Annotated in this window: 14 protein-coding genes; all 14 read right to left on the reverse strand. The window is 50.6% G+C overall.

What is annotated here, in order from left to right; translation table 11 throughout:
• The coding region (locus Q0140_RS03690) for a phosphatase PAP2 family protein (RefSeq protein WP_297962020.1) at nucleotides 1-1,320 on the reverse strand (1,320 nt) is incomplete at its 3' end.
• 534 nt (nucleotides 1,321-1,854) lie between these two features.
• Nucleotides 1,855-3,891, reverse strand: coding sequence for a bifunctional alpha/beta hydrolase/class I SAM-dependent methyltransferase (locus Q0140_RS03695; protein ID WP_297962022.1), 2,037 nt, complete (start codon nucleotides 3,889-3,891; stop codon nucleotides 1,855-1,857).
• A 38-nt stretch (nucleotides 3,892-3,929) separates the two neighbouring features.
• Nucleotides 3,930-4,484, reverse strand: coding sequence for a DUF1287 domain-containing protein (locus Q0140_RS03700; protein ID WP_297962023.1), 555 nt, complete (start codon nucleotides 4,482-4,484; stop codon nucleotides 3,930-3,932).
• Nucleotides 4,485-4,491: 7 nt separating this feature from the next.
• Nucleotides 4,492-5,421, reverse strand: a complete 930-nt coding sequence (locus tag Q0140_RS03705; RefSeq protein WP_297962025.1) for a phosphatidate cytidylyltransferase — start codon at nucleotides 5,419-5,421, stop codon at nucleotides 4,492-4,494.
• Complete coding sequence (locus Q0140_RS03710; RefSeq protein ID WP_297962027.1) at nucleotides 5,418-5,780, reverse strand: hypothetical protein; 363 nt, start codon at nucleotides 5,778-5,780, stop codon at nucleotides 5,418-5,420. Before Q0140_RS03710 ends, Q0140_RS03705 begins: the two co-directional genes overlap by 4 nt.
• Complete coding sequence (locus Q0140_RS03715) at nucleotides 5,761-6,399, reverse strand: lysophospholipid acyltransferase family protein (protein WP_297962029.1); 639 nt, start codon at nucleotides 6,397-6,399, stop codon at nucleotides 5,761-5,763. The genes Q0140_RS03710 and Q0140_RS03715 overlap by 20 nt, the downstream gene beginning before the upstream one ends.
• A 466-nt stretch (nucleotides 6,400-6,865) precedes the next feature.
• Nucleotides 6,866-7,468, reverse strand: a complete 603-nt coding sequence (locus Q0140_RS03720) for a CDP-alcohol phosphatidyltransferase family protein (RefSeq protein WP_297962030.1) — start codon at nucleotides 7,466-7,468, stop codon at nucleotides 6,866-6,868.
• A gap of 516 nt (nucleotides 7,469-7,984) precedes the next feature.
• Nucleotides 7,985-9,025, reverse strand: coding sequence for a DUF3137 domain-containing protein (locus Q0140_RS03725; protein ID WP_297962032.1), 1,041 nt, complete (start codon nucleotides 9,023-9,025; stop codon nucleotides 7,985-7,987).
• Between the two features lie 131 nt (nucleotides 9,026-9,156).
• Nucleotides 9,157-9,735, reverse strand: a complete 579-nt coding sequence (gene purN / locus Q0140_RS03730; RefSeq protein WP_297962034.1) for a phosphoribosylglycinamide formyltransferase — start codon at nucleotides 9,733-9,735, stop codon at nucleotides 9,157-9,159.
• Nucleotides 9,726-11,384, reverse strand: a complete 1,659-nt coding sequence (locus tag Q0140_RS03735) for an NAD(P)H-hydrate dehydratase (RefSeq protein ID WP_297962036.1) — start codon at nucleotides 11,382-11,384, stop codon at nucleotides 9,726-9,728. Before Q0140_RS03735 ends, purN begins: the two co-directional genes overlap by 10 nt.
• Nucleotides 11,381-12,898 (reverse strand): YifB family Mg chelatase-like AAA ATPase, encoded by a 1,518-nt coding sequence (locus tag Q0140_RS03740; RefSeq protein ID WP_297962038.1) that lies wholly within the window; start codon nucleotides 12,896-12,898, stop codon nucleotides 11,381-11,383. Before Q0140_RS03740 ends, Q0140_RS03735 begins: the two co-directional genes overlap by 4 nt.
• The gene (gene def, locus Q0140_RS03745) at nucleotides 12,895-13,413 is read right to left on the reverse strand and encodes a peptide deformylase (protein WP_297962040.1); all 519 of its coding nucleotides are present in this window, start codon (nucleotides 13,411-13,413) and stop codon (nucleotides 12,895-12,897) included. Before def ends, Q0140_RS03740 begins: the two co-directional genes overlap by 4 nt.
• Nucleotides 13,414-13,998 (reverse strand): ATP-dependent Clp endopeptidase proteolytic subunit ClpP, encoded by a 585-nt coding sequence (clpP, locus tag Q0140_RS03750; RefSeq protein ID WP_297962042.1) that lies wholly within the window; start codon nucleotides 13,996-13,998, stop codon nucleotides 13,414-13,416. It abuts the gene before it with no gap.
• On the reverse strand, nucleotides 13,999-15,312 hold the full coding sequence (gene tig / locus Q0140_RS03755) for a trigger factor (protein ID WP_297962044.1): 1,314 nt from the start codon (nucleotides 15,310-15,312) through the stop codon (nucleotides 13,999-14,001).
• Between the last annotated feature and the right edge of the window lie 70 nt (nucleotides 15,313-15,382).

Raw genomic sequence — 15,382 nt, forward strand, 5'->3', positions numbered from 1 at the left:
CTCGGCGGCTCGCTCGTTCGCGCCTGTAAGATTTTGCCCCGCCTCGGCGATTTCGCTTTCGTTAGCCGCGACGCGCGTTTGCAAATTTACCCGCGAGTCCGCTTGCTCGTGAAATTTAAAATCTAGCCCGTGTGCGCAGCCGTTTACTTCGCCGCTAAAATTTGATCCTAGCTCTGCCTCCATTTGCGGTAAATTTTCACCGCCGCAAAGAGCCCTTTTTACGAGCCGCTCGAGTTCGTCCGCGCCGCGTTTTAGCTCGGTCGCGCTCGGCGTTATCATATCTAGCATAGGCACGCTTGCGTAAATTTGCGCGTCGCCCGGCCGCTCAAACTCGGCCGCACAGTCCAGCACCGCGTCAAATTTACCCGCCTGCTTAACCGAGCCTAGATACAGCCCGGGCAAAATCTCGTCTGAAAGCCGGCGTCTGCGCAACCAAAAAATCGCATTTAGCCGCGCGACGCAAAGATACGGGAAAAGTAAAGCTTTAGCCGCGGCGGCGTGACGGCCTTGCCCGTTTTTAGCAAAAACTCCCGCGCCCAAAAACGCGTAACCGCAAGCAACCAGCGCGAAACTAAGGCTCGCCCAAGATAGCCACAGCATCCACGCGCCCCAAATTTTAGCTCCCGCAATCGCCGCAAAAAGCGTCACAAACGAAAGCCCTAGATACAGAGCCGCCCATTTGTAGCGCACTGCGTCCGTAGCCATGGCAAATCTAAGCGGCTCGCCATCCATCGGACGAATGAGTAGGACGAAGCAGCCCGCGGCCAGCCCCGTCGGAATATCGATAAAATGGTGCTGATACGTGGTCAGCACGCTAAGGCCGATGAGCGCAAACCACGCGACAAGCGCCACCTTAAGCCAAACCGAGCGCGCCTTGCGAAGGTAAAATGCGCCCACCACGACGCAAAGTATGATGTGTAGCGAGGGAGCTTGATTAAACGGGAGGTCAAAGGCGGCGAGGCTTGAGAATAAAAAGCCGCTAAAGCCCGAAACCGCGGGCTTTTCCCACGACATTTGCAGAGGAAAAGCGATAAAAAACAGCGTCGCGATCATCTGAGCGACTAGCAGCTGCGTAACGTAGCGCGCGAGCTCCCCGGCGTCACGGCAGAGGAAAAATCCAAGCGCGTAGAGCAAATTTAGCGACCAGTACGGCACGATGCTCCACGCCCAAAACGGTAGCGCGCGCTCCCACGCGAAATAGATCTCCGGCACGTTCGCGCGAGCGCTCGCGAGGGCATTCGTGGCGCCGTAGCTAGCGTAAAATATCGCCGCAACGACGACTAGCGCGGCCAGCTGCGATAAAAACGGTTTTGTTTTCATTTTTGCCTTTTTTGCTAATTCTATCAAATTTTATCGGATTTGCGTTTTTACGGATTTATCGGTCCGAGATCGTTTGCTTGACGCAAATTTGTAAACTTTACGCACCGAGACCCGCATCTTTAAGGTACTAAATTTGAATTAGTCAAATTTATCGTTATGAATTAAACTTTTTGTGCAAGTCAATTTTTTTTGTTAAGGGGAAAGGGGCTTGAATTACGCTCTGCTAGCAGTTGCGAGCGCTAGCGAAGCAAAAGAGCTCCCTTCCCCCTTAACGATCCCCCAACCCCTACGACGTGAGAGGTTGCTGCGCTATGCGCAGGTTTATCTGGTGCTGTCGCGCCGTAAATTTTAAATTTGCATTTTTAGGGTGCGGGTCCCGATGAGTCAAATTTGCAAATTTGAACGTAAAACGATAAGGCGAAGTATCGCGAGATGATTTTTCGAGTTTTGAAGCAAAATTGAGCGTGCGCTAGGCTATAGCCTGCGGAGCGAAAATTTTGCGAAATCTCGGAAAAGCACTCACGAGACGAGCCGCTAAATTTTAACAGCTAAACTAACGCTAAATATCCCATCCCCATCTATCCACTCTTTTACTTTTTTAAATCCCGCCTTTTCCACGAGCTGATCCATCTCGGCCTGGCTGCGGCGACGCATGATCCACGCAGCGCCCTGCCTGTGGCTAGATAGAGCGCGCGCGATCATCTCAAGCTGCGGGTGCCACGGCTGATTGGTGTAGATGAGGTAGCCGCCGCTTTTTACGCTGCTTGAAAAGCCTTGTAGCGCGGTGCGTACGACCGAGTTATCAGGGAAAAGCTCAAACAGCCCCGACACGACGCCAAGCGTATATACGCCCTGCAGACCCTCGTAGCTAGCGGCTTCGAACGCATTTACCTGCGTAAAGCTCGCGATGTCCTCTAGGCCGCGCTCTTTTATCATTTCGCTACCGGCTTTTACGTTTATGTCGCTGTAGTCGCGCAGCGTTATGCGCTCAAATTTATGCCCCTGCGCGGCGTCTAGTATGTATCTGCCGTGCCCCGAGGCGATGTCTAGCAGTCGTAGCGGCTCTCCGCGCTCTTGCAGCTTTGCTACGGCTTGGTCGATGGCTAGCTTGATATTTCGCTTGCGCTCTCTGATACCGCGCCAGCCGATGGCGTTTAGGTAAAATTTGTCGATAAATTTAAAAAATTTATTCGCCCCTTGCGGCTCGTTTCGGTAGACGTAATCAAGCGTACTGCCGCTATCGTAGCCCGTGTTTTCGCCGATCTTTAGCCCGCCGACCCACGGCGAAACCGCCTGCATAAATATCCGCTGAAATTTAAACCGTAAATTTTTCAGGCTAAATCTCGGTAGCGGCGTAGCTAGCCTATCGGCCTCCTCGCGGCTAAAGCCGTATTCGTCCGCGTGCGTGCAGTCCACCTCGCTAAAAGGCGCGCTAAAGCGCTCGCCGACGAACTCGCGCAAGATCTCAAACGCCCTCTCCCGCTCGCTTTCGCCCAGCGTATCGTGGTAAAATCCATCTAAAACCTCGCGCCTCTTTACGCGCGCGCCAAGAGCGTTGTAAAACTCGTGCTGCAGGGCGTGCTCCACGACCCAATCATCGCCTGAAACCAGCAGCAGCGTAGGCGTCGTGATCGCGGCCGCGTCAGAGACCACGCGCTGCGCCGCTTCGTAAAGCCCAAGCAATATGCGCACCGAGATCGCGCGAGTGATGAGCGCATCGGCGTCGTAGCTGGCCTGACGCTGTTTGTCGTGAGTGAGATAGTGAGCCTTGACGTAGCTGTTTACGAAAAAATTTCCGCGGGCGCGGTAGATCGCCTTTAGTCCCGCCCTAGCAAACGGTACGTAAAGCTTCACGCTAAACGCCGGACTAGCTAGCACCGCGCAGCGAACGCGCACAGCGTAGTCGTGCAGCCACGCAGAGACCAGCACCGCGCCCACGCTTTGGGCTATCACGGCTAGATTTTGCGCCTCAAAGCCAAATCTGTGCTCGATGTGCGCCACAAACTCGTCCACGTCGGTGATGAGACGGCCGATACTTGGCGCGTCGCCCCTCTCGCCGTCGCTCCTGCCGTGTCCGCGCTGATCCCACGCAAAATAGCTCAAACTCTCATCCGCTAGCCCGTCCGCTACATGCGTCGTCCTGCCCGAGTGCTCGTGTCCGCGGTGAAATATCACTACGGCTTTGGCATTTGGCGCGGCTTTAAATTTGAGATTTTGCTCGGCGTTTTCGCTAGACGTCTCGTTCAAATTTGACGCGCCGCATTTGCCTGTTTCGTTTAAATTTGAGTCCGAATTTTCGCCGCCGTTTGGTAAATTTTGCTCGCTCGATTTACCCGCGCCGCCAAAATCCGGCTCCGTATTTTCGTCCGCGCCGCCTGTTTGCTCGCTAGCCAAATTTGACGTTTCGCTTGCGGCTCCGGCGCTCAAATTTGAGCCCTCAAATTTACCGTCCTCGCTCAAATTTAATTCGTCTGCGCCCGGGTTTTCGCACGCCACGTCCGCAGCCAGGCGGTATCTGTAAAATATCCTCGCCCCGTCGCTCGTTATAAAGTAGCTCTCTTTAAACTCCATTTTTCGCCTTTCTTACTTAAATTTATCGATTTTTACGCTTATTTTATCCTAAAATGCCCCGTTATCTCGTACTCGTTTAGCACATCCTCTTCCTGCGCGCCAAGCCCGATGTTGTGGATCACGAGCGGAGTTTTGCCGCCGGCAAATTTATCCGAAACTATGCCGATGTGCGGCCTGCCGTTATCCAGCCGCCACGTCACGATATCGCCCGCCTTAAACTCGCCTTTCGCCTCGTAACCCTTGCGTTTTAGGTAGGTCGCGATGTTTGGTACGCGGCGATGATCGATGTTTTTGTCGGTCTTTTTCGCGCTCCAGTTTTTTGGATAGGCGTTAAAATTTGCGCTCATATCCTCGTGAATGAGCCACTGCAGATCGATGTCCTGCCTGCGCAGCGCTCTAACGACGACGTCGGTGCAAACGCCTTTTATTATATCCACGTCGCCCATCGGATAGGCTAGCCTCTCGTACGAAGGATCGTAAAATAGCGTCTGCCCGACCTGCGCTCTAGCGTCTTGCACAAGTTTCCCAGCTGAAAATGCAAAGGCAAAATTTGCCGCGAGCGTCAGAAGTAAAATTTTGCTCCAAATTTTCATCAAAACCTCACGCGTAAAAATATCTAACGATGTGAAAAAATATCGGCGCCGCAAAGCACAGCGAGTCCATACGGTCAAGCATCCCGCCATGCCCGCTGATCATATAGCCCCAGTCCTTGACGCCCAGATCGCGCTTGATCGCCGACATCACGAGCCCTCCTAAAAAGCCCATCATACAAACGGCAAACCCGATAAAAAACGCCCCTACCGCGCCAAAAGGCGTGAGATGATGCAGATACGCAGCCAGCGCGCTAGCGCTAAGAACCCCTCCCGCAAAGCCGACCACCGTTTTAGACGGGCTGATGCTAGGAGCGATCTTGCGCTTACCAAAAAGCTTGCCCCAGATATACTGCAGCACGTCGCTAGCTTGCACGACTAGGATCAAAAACAGCATCAGCTCCATGCCGCTGCCATGCTTAAGATCCAGCAAAAGAAGCGCAGGAATGTGTGAGATACAAAACACGCAGATCATCAGCGCCCACTGGATCTTCGTCGAGCGCTCTAAAAAATAGGCCGCATCGCCGCAAATAGCCGCCAAAATCGGCAAAAATAAAAATCCGTAAACCGGGATAAATATCATCGCCATCGCGTACCAATCAGCGTAGATAAAAATATACTGCATGGGCAAAATCACGTAAAAGCACGCCACGAGCGCGATGTGATCGCCTCTGCGGATGTAGATGAGCGACAAAAACTCGCGCAAAGCGGCAAACGATACAAGCAAAAACAAAAATATCACGGCGTTTTTGCCCATATACGTAAACGCAAAAATGACCAAAATCATCGCCCACCAGGCGTTTATGCGCGAGGTCAAATTTGAGATGGTTTTGTTCTCGGCGCCAAATTTCGCCTTTAGCATAAAGGCAATGGCGCTAGAGACGACCAGCACTGCTATGAGTCCTAAAAATAGATTTAAGATATGATTTTGCGGGTTCATTTTAGGGCCTTTGGGTTAAATTTGAAGCTAAATTTAACGCCTGTTTCGGAGCGCTCCGAGCTAGTCGAATTTACGCGCGTTTGGTTTGCCGTGCGGACGGTTTGAATGGTTAAATTTGTTAGCCAGAAATACTCGCGCTTTGAGCCTGCATTTGGATCAAATTTGATTTGCGGCGTAGCGAGCGTTTTGATCCGGGTTTCGCGTTTAAATTTGACGCTTTTAGCCGTCATTTTAGAAGGCTCGCCGTCAAATTTGCCGTAAAGATCGGTCGCAAATCTCCCCGTCTTGCGTGGCGGATTTACGGGGCTTAAATTTACCGCTCTCGCCAAAGCCGACAAATTAGGCTTTCGTTCTGTCATTTTGCGTATCGCTCATCGCTAGTAGCGCGTCCTGCGCCTTTTGTAAAAACTCGCCCTTGCTCTCACCGCCGTAAAATATCTCCTCGCCCACTATCAGCTCGCAAAGCAGCGGAATAGGCACGAAAAAGCCCTTAGGCAGGACGTTTCGCGCATTTTTGATCCATACGGGCACGAACGAGACGGCGGGACACTGCTGCGCCAGGCGGAAAATCCCGCTTTTAAACGGCTGCAGTGCGAGGTCGTCGTCCATCTTGCGCGTGCCTTCGGGAAAGATGATGAGAGAGTGCGTTTTTAGCGCTTTGCTCATTTGCGCTAGCGCTTCTAGCGGATCTTTATGGCGACTGATTAGCACCATATTAAACACGTTTTTAGCAAGAAATCTGCGCACGGGCCCGCTCTCCCAGTACTCCGCCGCCGCGACGGGGCGCACGCGCTTTCTCACGCGGTATGGCAGCGAGACGAAAATCAGCAAAAAATCTCCGTGACTAGCGTGGTTCGCGTAGTAAATTTTAGTACCCTCGCCGATATTTAAAAGCTCCTGCGGCGGCCGTACGCCCGTGATAAATATCGTGATACGGCAAAGGATAAAATCAAGCGCTGCGGCTAAAAATTCTTTCATCTTGTATCCTTTTTACTCTTTTACTTTTCAAATTCACTTTTTGCGGTGCCCTCAATTTTACGGTTGCGTGCGGCAAATAAGCTTCTCGCCCATCTTGCCGAAAACGAGCGTTTAGACATAAATTTTGAGGCGATTAAAGCCGATACGGTTTTAAGTAACGCCTGCAATTTGCCGCTTTTGCTACTTGCCTTTGATTTCACCGACTTTGATAAAACGCTCGAAATTAACCGAGCACGTTTTGCGCGCCTAGCGTCTTTTAAAATGTCTAAATTAAGCGGACAAGTTCGCCGTGATATTTTATCCTCGCCTCAAAAAATCTCGTAAATTTAAACAAGATCAAATTTATAACTATTGCATGCCCGCGTCGAGGCGAGCTTAAAACTTTTGCAATTATATCAAATTTAGGCGAATTTACCTTGCGTCGATTTTGGAGATAGCTATTAAATTTATCCTCGTCAGAGGCGCCTTATTCCCCGCTTTTTAGCCCCATTCTCACGCGGTTTGCGCAAGTAAGCGCGAGTAAAAATATCGCGGCGTAAAGTACCCCGCTAAACCACTCCGGTAGTCGCCCAGATAGCGCATATACCGTACCGATAAGCCCGAATATAAACGCGCGGTCGCTCTTGCCCATAGGCCCGTCGTATCGCCTGCCGCAACCGTGCACCTGCCCTAGGACGCCCAAAAACTCACTCATAAAAGATAGAAAGATAACGAGCGTGATAACTCCCCAGTCAAACGGCGCCACGAAGGCAAACGGCAGATACAGCGCGGCGTCCGAGATGACGTCCGTGGCTTCGTTTAGGTAGCCGCCCAGCGGGCTTTTTTGATTAAACTCGCGAGCCAGCATGCCGTCGATGGCATTTAGCGCCATACGCAAAAACATCCAAACGGGCAGCAGAAAGAATAGCGTCGAAATTTCGGCGAATTTTATCAGAAGTCCGCCCAGCAGAACGGAAATGACACAGGCTGTGATCGTGACTTGATTTGCGCTGACGCCCGCGCCGTGAAGACGTCTTACTAACGGACGAAGTAAATTTTGAAATTTGGGCTTTAACTCGTAAATCGTCATGAGGACTCCGAAAATTTGATTTTCGTATTGTCGCTTAAAAATGCTTGGAGGCAGATTAAATGTGTGGTCAGCTTTTGTGTGAGCTTTTTAATCGTTGATTTTTAAAAGCATTAGGATAGCGAAATGAACGATGCAAATATAAGTAAATTATCTCTTCTATCATTGCCGCGATGGGCACTCTATTTTTTTGACGCGAGCTCGCGACGGTAAAAGTAGCGTTTACGGCACGATGATAGGCAGCGTGGTAATCTCCTTATGGAAAGCGTACGGTGCAATCATCGCCATATCAGTATCCATCTTTGCTCAATCCCTCTATGCAGACCGCAAAAATTTATAAACCGCATAGAATTTCGTCGCGATAGGTTTCAAACTTTGCTCTCCGCCGCAAATATAATAGACCTTGTCGCGAAAATTCTAAATCATAGTGGCGCCGAGCCGGGAAGATTACTTTTAAATTTTAAAATTTCGCGGCGGTACAAAGCCTCCGTATTTACGGATCTAAGGTCAAATTTTAATTTAATCTTTCCAGATATTTTCGTTTAATTTTAGACTTTTTACTATGGAGAGAAAGAATAGAAGCTCGTGCTTGATAGACGCGGCGGGATCAAAGCCAAATACGCTGCGATCCACGCTAGGCTCGAAACTATCGTATCCCGTACGGATGAAAATATAGACGTTTCTACCGGAAAAGCTTAAACTGATCGGTCCGCCGGCACCGCTTCTAAAGCGAAGCAAGCGCCGCATAAAGGCGGGCGTGAGGGCGTACATTGCAGACACGGCATCGGCGCTATACACGCTAAATGCGGATCCAAACTCGCTATCGTCCATCGCGATCTTCTTAAGTCCGCCGAGCGTCGGTCTCGCGCTGAGCGAAGGCAGGATCACGGCCACTGAGTTTATGCGCTTTTTAAATTCCGCGTAGAAAAAGATCCCCCTGCTGCTACGTCGTTCGTCAGTATGAGTCACGCAAACATCCGCAAAGCTGAAAAATACTCCGTCATAAACGCCGGAAATTTTATCTTCGCAATCAAAATAGCTTATGCCGTCCACAAATAGGCCGCTAGCGCGCAGATACGCCGGCCGAAACGAGCCTGAAATTTCGTAGCGATAACCTAGGCTTGCGATATAGGGCGCAATATATTGGTGTTTAAAGGCGCGGACGAATTTTTTGGATCTATTGTATTTGATCCGCTCCAGCACGGCATCCGCGATATTAAACAAAGAAAGGCAGATGGTTACGAGTGCGATGACGAAGCGCAAGGTATCATTCTCGCACATTTCTACGCCTTTGGCAAGTATCCACAGCAAGGTGCAAAAGATAAATACGCGCACTATATTTGCATCTTTATTCACTACTCTAAAAGAGATGCTGCCGCAGCTAAATACCACTATGATCCAGCAGAGGCCTATTGCTGCTTCTTGATCTCTAAAATTGAAAAATAGCCACAGCGCCGAGGCCAGCACCGCTAGTACTATTATCGAAAACGCCGCGCCTTTGCGCTGCTCCGCCTCATCCAGGATGCCGAGCCTTAGTTTTTCCAGTTCGTTTGCGGTCATCTTTATCTTTCTAAATTTAGCTAGCAAATTTTAAAATTTAGCTTCGAATTCGCCCCTAAATTCAAAGGACTAAGCTTTAAAATTTACAAAATTCCGCTCTTTTAAATTTAGCGCGAATTTCTGCGCTAAATTTAGCTTTGGCACAAAATTTCTACGATCACCTGCGGCAATAGCTCATGCTCGATCTCGTGGATTTTGGCCTCGTAAGCCTCAAAGCTCATTCCTGCGCTCTTTTCAAACGCGCGCTGAGCGATGATCGCGCCGCCGTCTAGCTCCTCGCTGACCCAGTGCACGCTCACGCCGCCCACCTTCATGTCGCTCTCAAAGCTCTGCTTTATCGCGTGCGCGCCCTTAAAAAGCGGCAACAGCGACGGGTGCAAATTTATCGCGCGAATCCTGCTCGTAAAAACGGGCGTTAGAATCCGCATAAAGCCCGCAAGCACCGTAAGCTCCGCGCCGCTTTTTTCGATCTCGCGCACGAGCGCGGCGTCGAATTCCTCGCGGCTAGCAAAATCTTTGTGATTTAGGATCACGCTTTGAAGCCCGAATTTCGCAGCTTTTGCTATGCCTCCCGCATCCGCTTTGTTGCTTAGCGTTAGCACGACTTCGATTTTAGTACCCCCAAAAGTTTTGCCGTGCAGCTTCTGCAAGATCGCCTCTAAATTTGAGCCGCTGCCACTAAAAAGCACGGCGAGCTTTTTCACAACCATTTTACCTCCTCGATGAGATCGAGCGGATTTAGCGCGTAGGAGTTTTTGGCGAAGGCTCGCGCGGCGAGTGCGTGGGCTAGGACGCCGCAGATTGAGGCTTGCAGAGGCGAGTAGCCTTGCGCGAGTAGCCCGCCGATGAGCCCTGCGAGCACGTCGCCGCTGCCGCCCTTTGCGAGCGCGGCACTGCCCTTGTCGCAGACGTAGATGATGCCTGCCTGCGCGATGAGTGTGTTTGCGCCCTTTAGTACGAGTACGCCGCTAAATTTTTCACTCCATGCCCGCGCAAGCTCGAAGCGGTGCTCTTGCAGCTCGCTCACGCTAATATCTGCGATACCCGCGATCTTTAAAAGCGAGCAAAACTCCTTCGGATGGGGCGTTATGATTAAATTTGAACTGGCATTTAGCAGGCTTAAAATTTCGCGCTCGTAGCACAGATCGGCGTCGATGACGCAGCTTTTGTCCCGCAGCGCGGCAAGATCGATCTTTTGCTCTCCGAGGCCGCAGCCGCAGACTACCACCCGCGCATGCTCAAATGAGCTTTTTTGCATCAAAATCGGGCTTAGATTTAACGGCTCATCGCTAACGACGCTAACAAGCCCGCTGCCGATAGCGTGAGCCGCTAGGGCTGCCATCTGCGCCGCTCCGCTCATCTGTCCACTTACGACGTAGGTGTGCCCGAAGTCGCCCTTGTTGGTGTTTTGCTTCCTGCGTAGCGGCAGCTTCAAATCGCTTTTTTGAAGCAGAAAATATTCGCTCCCCCTTTCAAAATTTGAGCGCGAAATTCCAAGATTTGCGATTTTGATCTGCCCTACATAATCCTTCGCCGCGTCCGAAAACAGCGCGAGTTTAAGCGCGCCCATCGCGATCGTCAAATCCGCGCAAAATGCACCGCCTAAAATGCGCCCGCTTTTATCGATACCGCTTGGGATATCGACTGCGATTTTTAGGGATTTCGTGCCGTTTGCGAGAGATAAAATTTCGCAAATTTCAGAGCTTAAGGCCTTGTTTAAACCGCTGCCAAAAATCCCGTCGATTATGCAGTCTGCGTTTATAATCTCATCGCGCAGAACGCCGCTTGGATTGTCGCATTCGCTGTCTGGCTTGCCTAAATCTCCGCCGTGTTCTGCGGTTTCAAATTTTGCGCTTGTAAATTTTAAGTCCTTAAATTTTGCACGTAATTTATCGCCGCCACCAGAAATGTCCGCGCCGCTTAGGCTTTCGCCCTCGCGCCGCGGCTCGCTCGCGCCCTTTAAAGAGAAGCTGCCTACGCTTTCATGCGCGCAGATATCCTTGCTAGACGCGCTGTCTGCGTGCTCGCAAGCGTCTTTTGCGCTCGCGATATCGATAAACTTAACGCCCACAGCCTGCGCCGCATCCGCTTGAAATTTGCCCGCCGCGCCTTTGTTTTGAAACACGCAAAGCGCAGTGCAGCTAAAATCGCCGCTTAGCCTTCGTAGTGCCGCCATCGCGTCTGCGCCGTTATTTCCGCCGCCGCAGAGCGCTAAAACGCGCGAACCCTTTTTGAGCCGTTTTCTGATCTCGCCCTCGATCTTGCAAGCGGCATTTTCCATTAAAATTTGCTCGCTAAGTCCAAATTTCGCACTTGCTCGCGCATCGAGCTCCTCGGTGCTAAAGAAAATTTTTTTCAAATTTCGCTCCTTATGCGAAAGCTAAGAGCCTCCAAAATATGCGCCTTGGCGATGATTTCGGCGCCTGCTAGATCGGCGATCGTGCGCGCGAGCTTTAGCGTCTTATTCACGCCGCGCTGCGAAAGATCGTAGCGGGTGATCGCCATTTGCAAAACATCCCGCGCAGCGCTTTCGCAGACGCAAAATTTTTCGGTTTCCTCGTCGCGCAGCTTTGCGTTTAGCTCGCTCTGTCCGCGAGCCTTTTGCGCGCGAAATGCCCGCAGCACCGCATCCGCCATCTCCTCGCTGCAAACGTCGCTTTTATCGTCCGCGCCAGTCTCGTCCATCGCGACGTATATGTCGATGCGATCAAGCAGCGGCGCGGAGATCGTGTTTTTGTAGCGCCTGATGTCGTTTAGCGAGCAGGTGCAGGTGAGGTTTTTGGAGAACAGATTTCCGCACGGGCAGGGGTTTTGCGCCGCGACGAAGATAAATTTCGTTTGGTACTCGACCTTGGAATTTACGCGCGAAATCAAAATTCTATTATCCTCCAGCGGCTCGCGCAGGCTTTCTAAAATTTGCTTGCCGAAGTGCGGCAGCTCGTCGAAAAACAGCTCGCCGCCGTTTGCGAGCGCGACCTCGCCGATCTTTGCGCCGCTACTGCCGCCGCCGAAAATGGAGCTGCGCGTGCTGGTGTGGTGCGGCGAGCGGAAGGGGCGTAGCGCGCTAAAATCGACGTCTTTGTTATTTAGCGACTCGTAGGCGCACGAGAGTAGCACTTCGCCCAGGCTCTGCGGCGGCAGAATTCTGGCTATCCGCTTGGCGCACATACTTTTGCCACAGCCGGGACTGCCCTCAAAGAGGATATTGTGCATGCCGCACGCAGCGATCAGGCTTGCGCGTTTGGCGCGCTTTTGCCCTTTGACGTCTTTGAAATTTAGCGAAAAATCGCGGTTGGGAACGTAAATTTGCCCGTCAATCTCCACGACGTTTTTAAAAAGCGGATGGGTTTCTCGCATGAGCCTGCTTGCGGCAAACTCCTCGTCTAAAAAAAATCTGACCGCGTCGCTTAGGCTATCCACCGCATAAACGTCGTAGTTTGGGATCGTGCAGGCCTTTAGCGCAATGCTTTGCGGCACTAAAATTTTAGCGCGCTTCACCTTCGTGCTTAAAAAAAGCAGGATCGAAAAGAGGCTCGCCGTGCTCTTTAGGCTGCCGTCTAAACCGAGCTCGCCGAAGACGAAGAAATCGCCGTCGATGCGCTCTTTTTGCAGCGCGATTAGAAGCGCGATCGCAAGATCGAAGTGCGAGCCGTTTTTGGGCGTGTCGGAGGGGGAGAGATTTATGATGATTTTGGATGCGGGAAATTTAAAATTTAGGCTCATAAGCGCGGCTTTTACGCGGCTTTCACTCTCTTTTATCGTAGCTCCCGCAAGGCCAACGATATTAAATCCCGGCAGCCCCCGCACGAATGTCGACTCAACCTCTACGGGGATCAGTGCATCCGTGAAGGCAGCGCATTTTAGGGATTTCATTTCGATTTTTCTTTTAGACTTTTTTTGAATTCTTTATCAAATTTTTTGCGTTTGTTGTATCCGATACGCTCGATGAAAAGATGTCCGTCGAGGTGGTCCATCTCGTGCTGGATACAGACGGCTAGCAGCTCGCTAGCGTCCATTTGCTGGGTATTTCCGGCGCGGTCTTGAAACTGCACCGTGATAAACTCGGCGCGCGTGACGTCCTCGTAAAAGCCCGGCACCGAGAGGCAGCCCTCCTGGAATACGACCTCGCCTTCCTTTTTTAAAATTTGCGGATTGATGATCTCGATGAGGTCCTTTTTGTCTTGGATTTTTTCCTCATTGGCTAAATTTATAATCAAAGCGCGCACGGGCTTGCCTACCTGGATGGCGGCAAGGCCTATACCGTTTTTTGCGATCATCGTCTCATACATATCGTCTAAAAGCTCGCCCAGCGCCGCGTCGAATTTAACGACCTCGGTTGATCTTTGATAAAGCTTTTTATTCGGATAGGTAAGGACATCTAGGATCATCTATTTAAAGCTCTTTTGAAGTACTTGATCGATCAAGCCGTATTGCACGGCATCCTCAGCGCTCATGAAAAAGTCGCGATCGGTGTCCTTTTCGACCTGCGCGAGATCTTTGCCGGAATTTTGCGAAAGGATGTTGTTTAGAATTTCTTTCATTCGTAAAATTTCTTTAGCTTGGATCTCGATGTCGGTAGCCTGACCCTGTGCGCCGCCTAGGGGCTGATGGATCATTATGCGCGAGTTTGGAAGCGCGTAGCGTTTACCTTTGGCGCCGCAGCTTAGCAAAAACGCTCCCATCGACGCCGCCTGACCGATACAGATCGTACTTATGTCGGGTTTGATGTAATTCATCGTGTCATAAATACTAAATCCGCTCGTAACCACGCCGCCCGGGGAGTTGATGTATAGATAGATATCCTTATCCGGATCCTCCGCCTCCAAAAACAGAAGCTGCGCGACGATCGAGCTTGCTACCGCATCGTCGATCTCGCCGCTAAGCATTACGATACGGTCTTTTAGCAGCCTCGAGTAGATGTCGTAGCTGCGCTCTCCGCGACTAGTTTGTTCGATAACGTAAGGAATCACCATCTATTCGCCCTTCTCTTCTTTTTTGCCCTGCTTTGAGAAAATATCGTTAAATAGCTTTTCCTCTATAAGTGCCATTTTGACGGCGGGAAGCATGCCGTTGTTGCGGTATCTATTTAGATGCTCCTTCGGATCGGCGCCGTAGGTGTAGGCCTCCATATAGACCGCTTGGACAAGCTCCTGATCGCTCACGTCGATCTTGCGTTTTTTAGCTAGCTCGTCGATTAAGAAGGTAAGTTTTACGCTGTTTTCGGCAGCCTTTCTAAACTCTTCGCGCTTTTTATCCAGGGCGTCTTTGTTGTTTTTAAATTCCTCGATCTGCTCTTTTGAAAAGCCGCTCCATGCGTTGTTAAACTGTAAATTTATCTCCTGCTCGACGATCGCTTTTGGAAGCGCGAAGTTAAATTTCTCGGCGAGCGCGTCGGCAAATTTAGGCTTTAGATCCTCGTTTATCAGCTTTTGAAGCTTATCGTTTTTGATGCGCTCTTTGATGCGCGCTTCAAATTTCTCCTTGCTCAGCTCTTTCTCGCCCGGAAGCGCTTGCTTTAGCTCCTCCTCGCCGAGCTCCTTGGCAGGTTTTTTAGCCTGAATTTCATGAAGCTTGACTTTAAAAATCGCGTCCTTGCCGGCTAAGCTTTTCGCGCCGTAATTCTCGGGGAATTTAACCGCTACGTCGCGCTCCTCGCCCACTCTAAGTCCGATCATTCCGTCCTCAAAGCCGGGGATGAATTGATTTGAGCCGATCTGAAGGACGTAGTCCTCGGCCTTGCCGCCGTCGAACGCCTTACCGTCTACGAAGCCTTCGAAATCAAATTTTGCAAAATCGTCTTTAGCTAGAATTTTTTTGTTGGTTTTAGAAAGCGGAGCGATCATCTGCAAAAATTCCGCTACTTTTTCGTCGATCTCTTTTTGAGTAACGCGCGGGCTGCTAAATTTAGGGATCAGCTCCTCGTATCCCTCGACGTTAACCTCGGGCCTGAAAGAAATTTCGATCTCGACGTCGATGTCGCCGTTTTTTTCATCAAATTTAGAAAAGACCGGCTCGGATAAAATTTCATCTTGTTTTTTCTTTAAAATTTTAAGAGACTCGTCGATCATATTTTTAAGAAGCTCCTGCTTTGCATCGCCCTCAAGCTGCTTGCCGTATCGCTTCAAAACCACTGCGGTAGGCACTTTGCCCTGTCTAAATCCGTCGATTCTTAGCTGCTTGGAGGCCTTTTTGGCTAGCTCTTCTACTTTGGCTGCGATCTGCTTTGCTTCGATCTTGCTCGCAGCGACCGCATTCGCGGCGTCTTTCATTTTTGCTTTTACTTCCATAAAATTCCTTTAAAAAATTTAAAAATAGCTCGTAATATATCAAAAAATTTCTTATTTAAAGTATAAATTT

Origin of the sequence: uncultured Campylobacter sp., from assembly GCF_938045405.1 — a bacterium.
Taxonomy (GTDB): domain Bacteria; phylum Campylobacterota; class Campylobacteria; order Campylobacterales; family Campylobacteraceae; genus Campylobacter_B.

Coding starts and splice junctions, on each gene's coding strand:
- Q0140_RS03725 (WP_297962032.1), bottom strand. CDS start 9,025: ATGACCGCAAACGAACTGGAAAAACTAAGGCTCGGCATCCTGGATGAG.
- tig (WP_297962044.1), bottom strand. CDS start 15,312: ATGGAAGTAAAAGCAAAAATGAAAGACGCCGCGAATGCGGTCGCTGCG.
- Q0140_RS03695 (WP_297962022.1), bottom strand. CDS start 3,891: ATGGAGTTTAAAGAGAGCTACTTTATAACGAGCGACGGGGCGAGGATA.
- Q0140_RS03715 (WP_297962029.1), bottom strand. CDS start 6,399: ATGAAAGAATTTTTAGCCGCAGCGCTTGATTTTATCCTTTGCCGTATC.
- Q0140_RS03700 (WP_297962023.1), bottom strand. CDS start 4,484: ATGAAAATTTGGAGCAAAATTTTACTTCTGACGCTCGCGGCAAATTTT.
- def (WP_297962040.1), bottom strand. CDS start 13,413: ATGATCCTAGATGTCCTTACCTATCCGAATAAAAAGCTTTATCAAAGA.
- Q0140_RS03740 (WP_297962038.1), bottom strand. CDS start 12,898: ATGAAATCCCTAAAATGCGCTGCCTTCACGGATGCACTGATCCCCGTA.
- clpP (WP_297962042.1), bottom strand. CDS start 13,998: ATGGTGATTCCTTACGTTATCGAACAAACTAGTCGCGGAGAGCGCAGC.
- Q0140_RS03720 (WP_297962030.1), bottom strand. CDS start 7,468: ATGACGATTTACGAGTTAAAGCCCAAATTTCAAAATTTACTTCGTCCG.
- Q0140_RS03710 (WP_297962027.1), bottom strand. CDS start 5,780: ATGACAGAACGAAAGCCTAATTTGTCGGCTTTGGCGAGAGCGGTAAAT.
- Q0140_RS03705 (WP_297962025.1), bottom strand. CDS start 5,421: ATGAACCCGCAAAATCATATCTTAAATCTATTTTTAGGACTCATAGCA.
- purN (WP_297962034.1), bottom strand. CDS start 9,735: ATGGTTGTGAAAAAGCTCGCCGTGCTTTTTAGTGGCAGCGGCTCAAAT.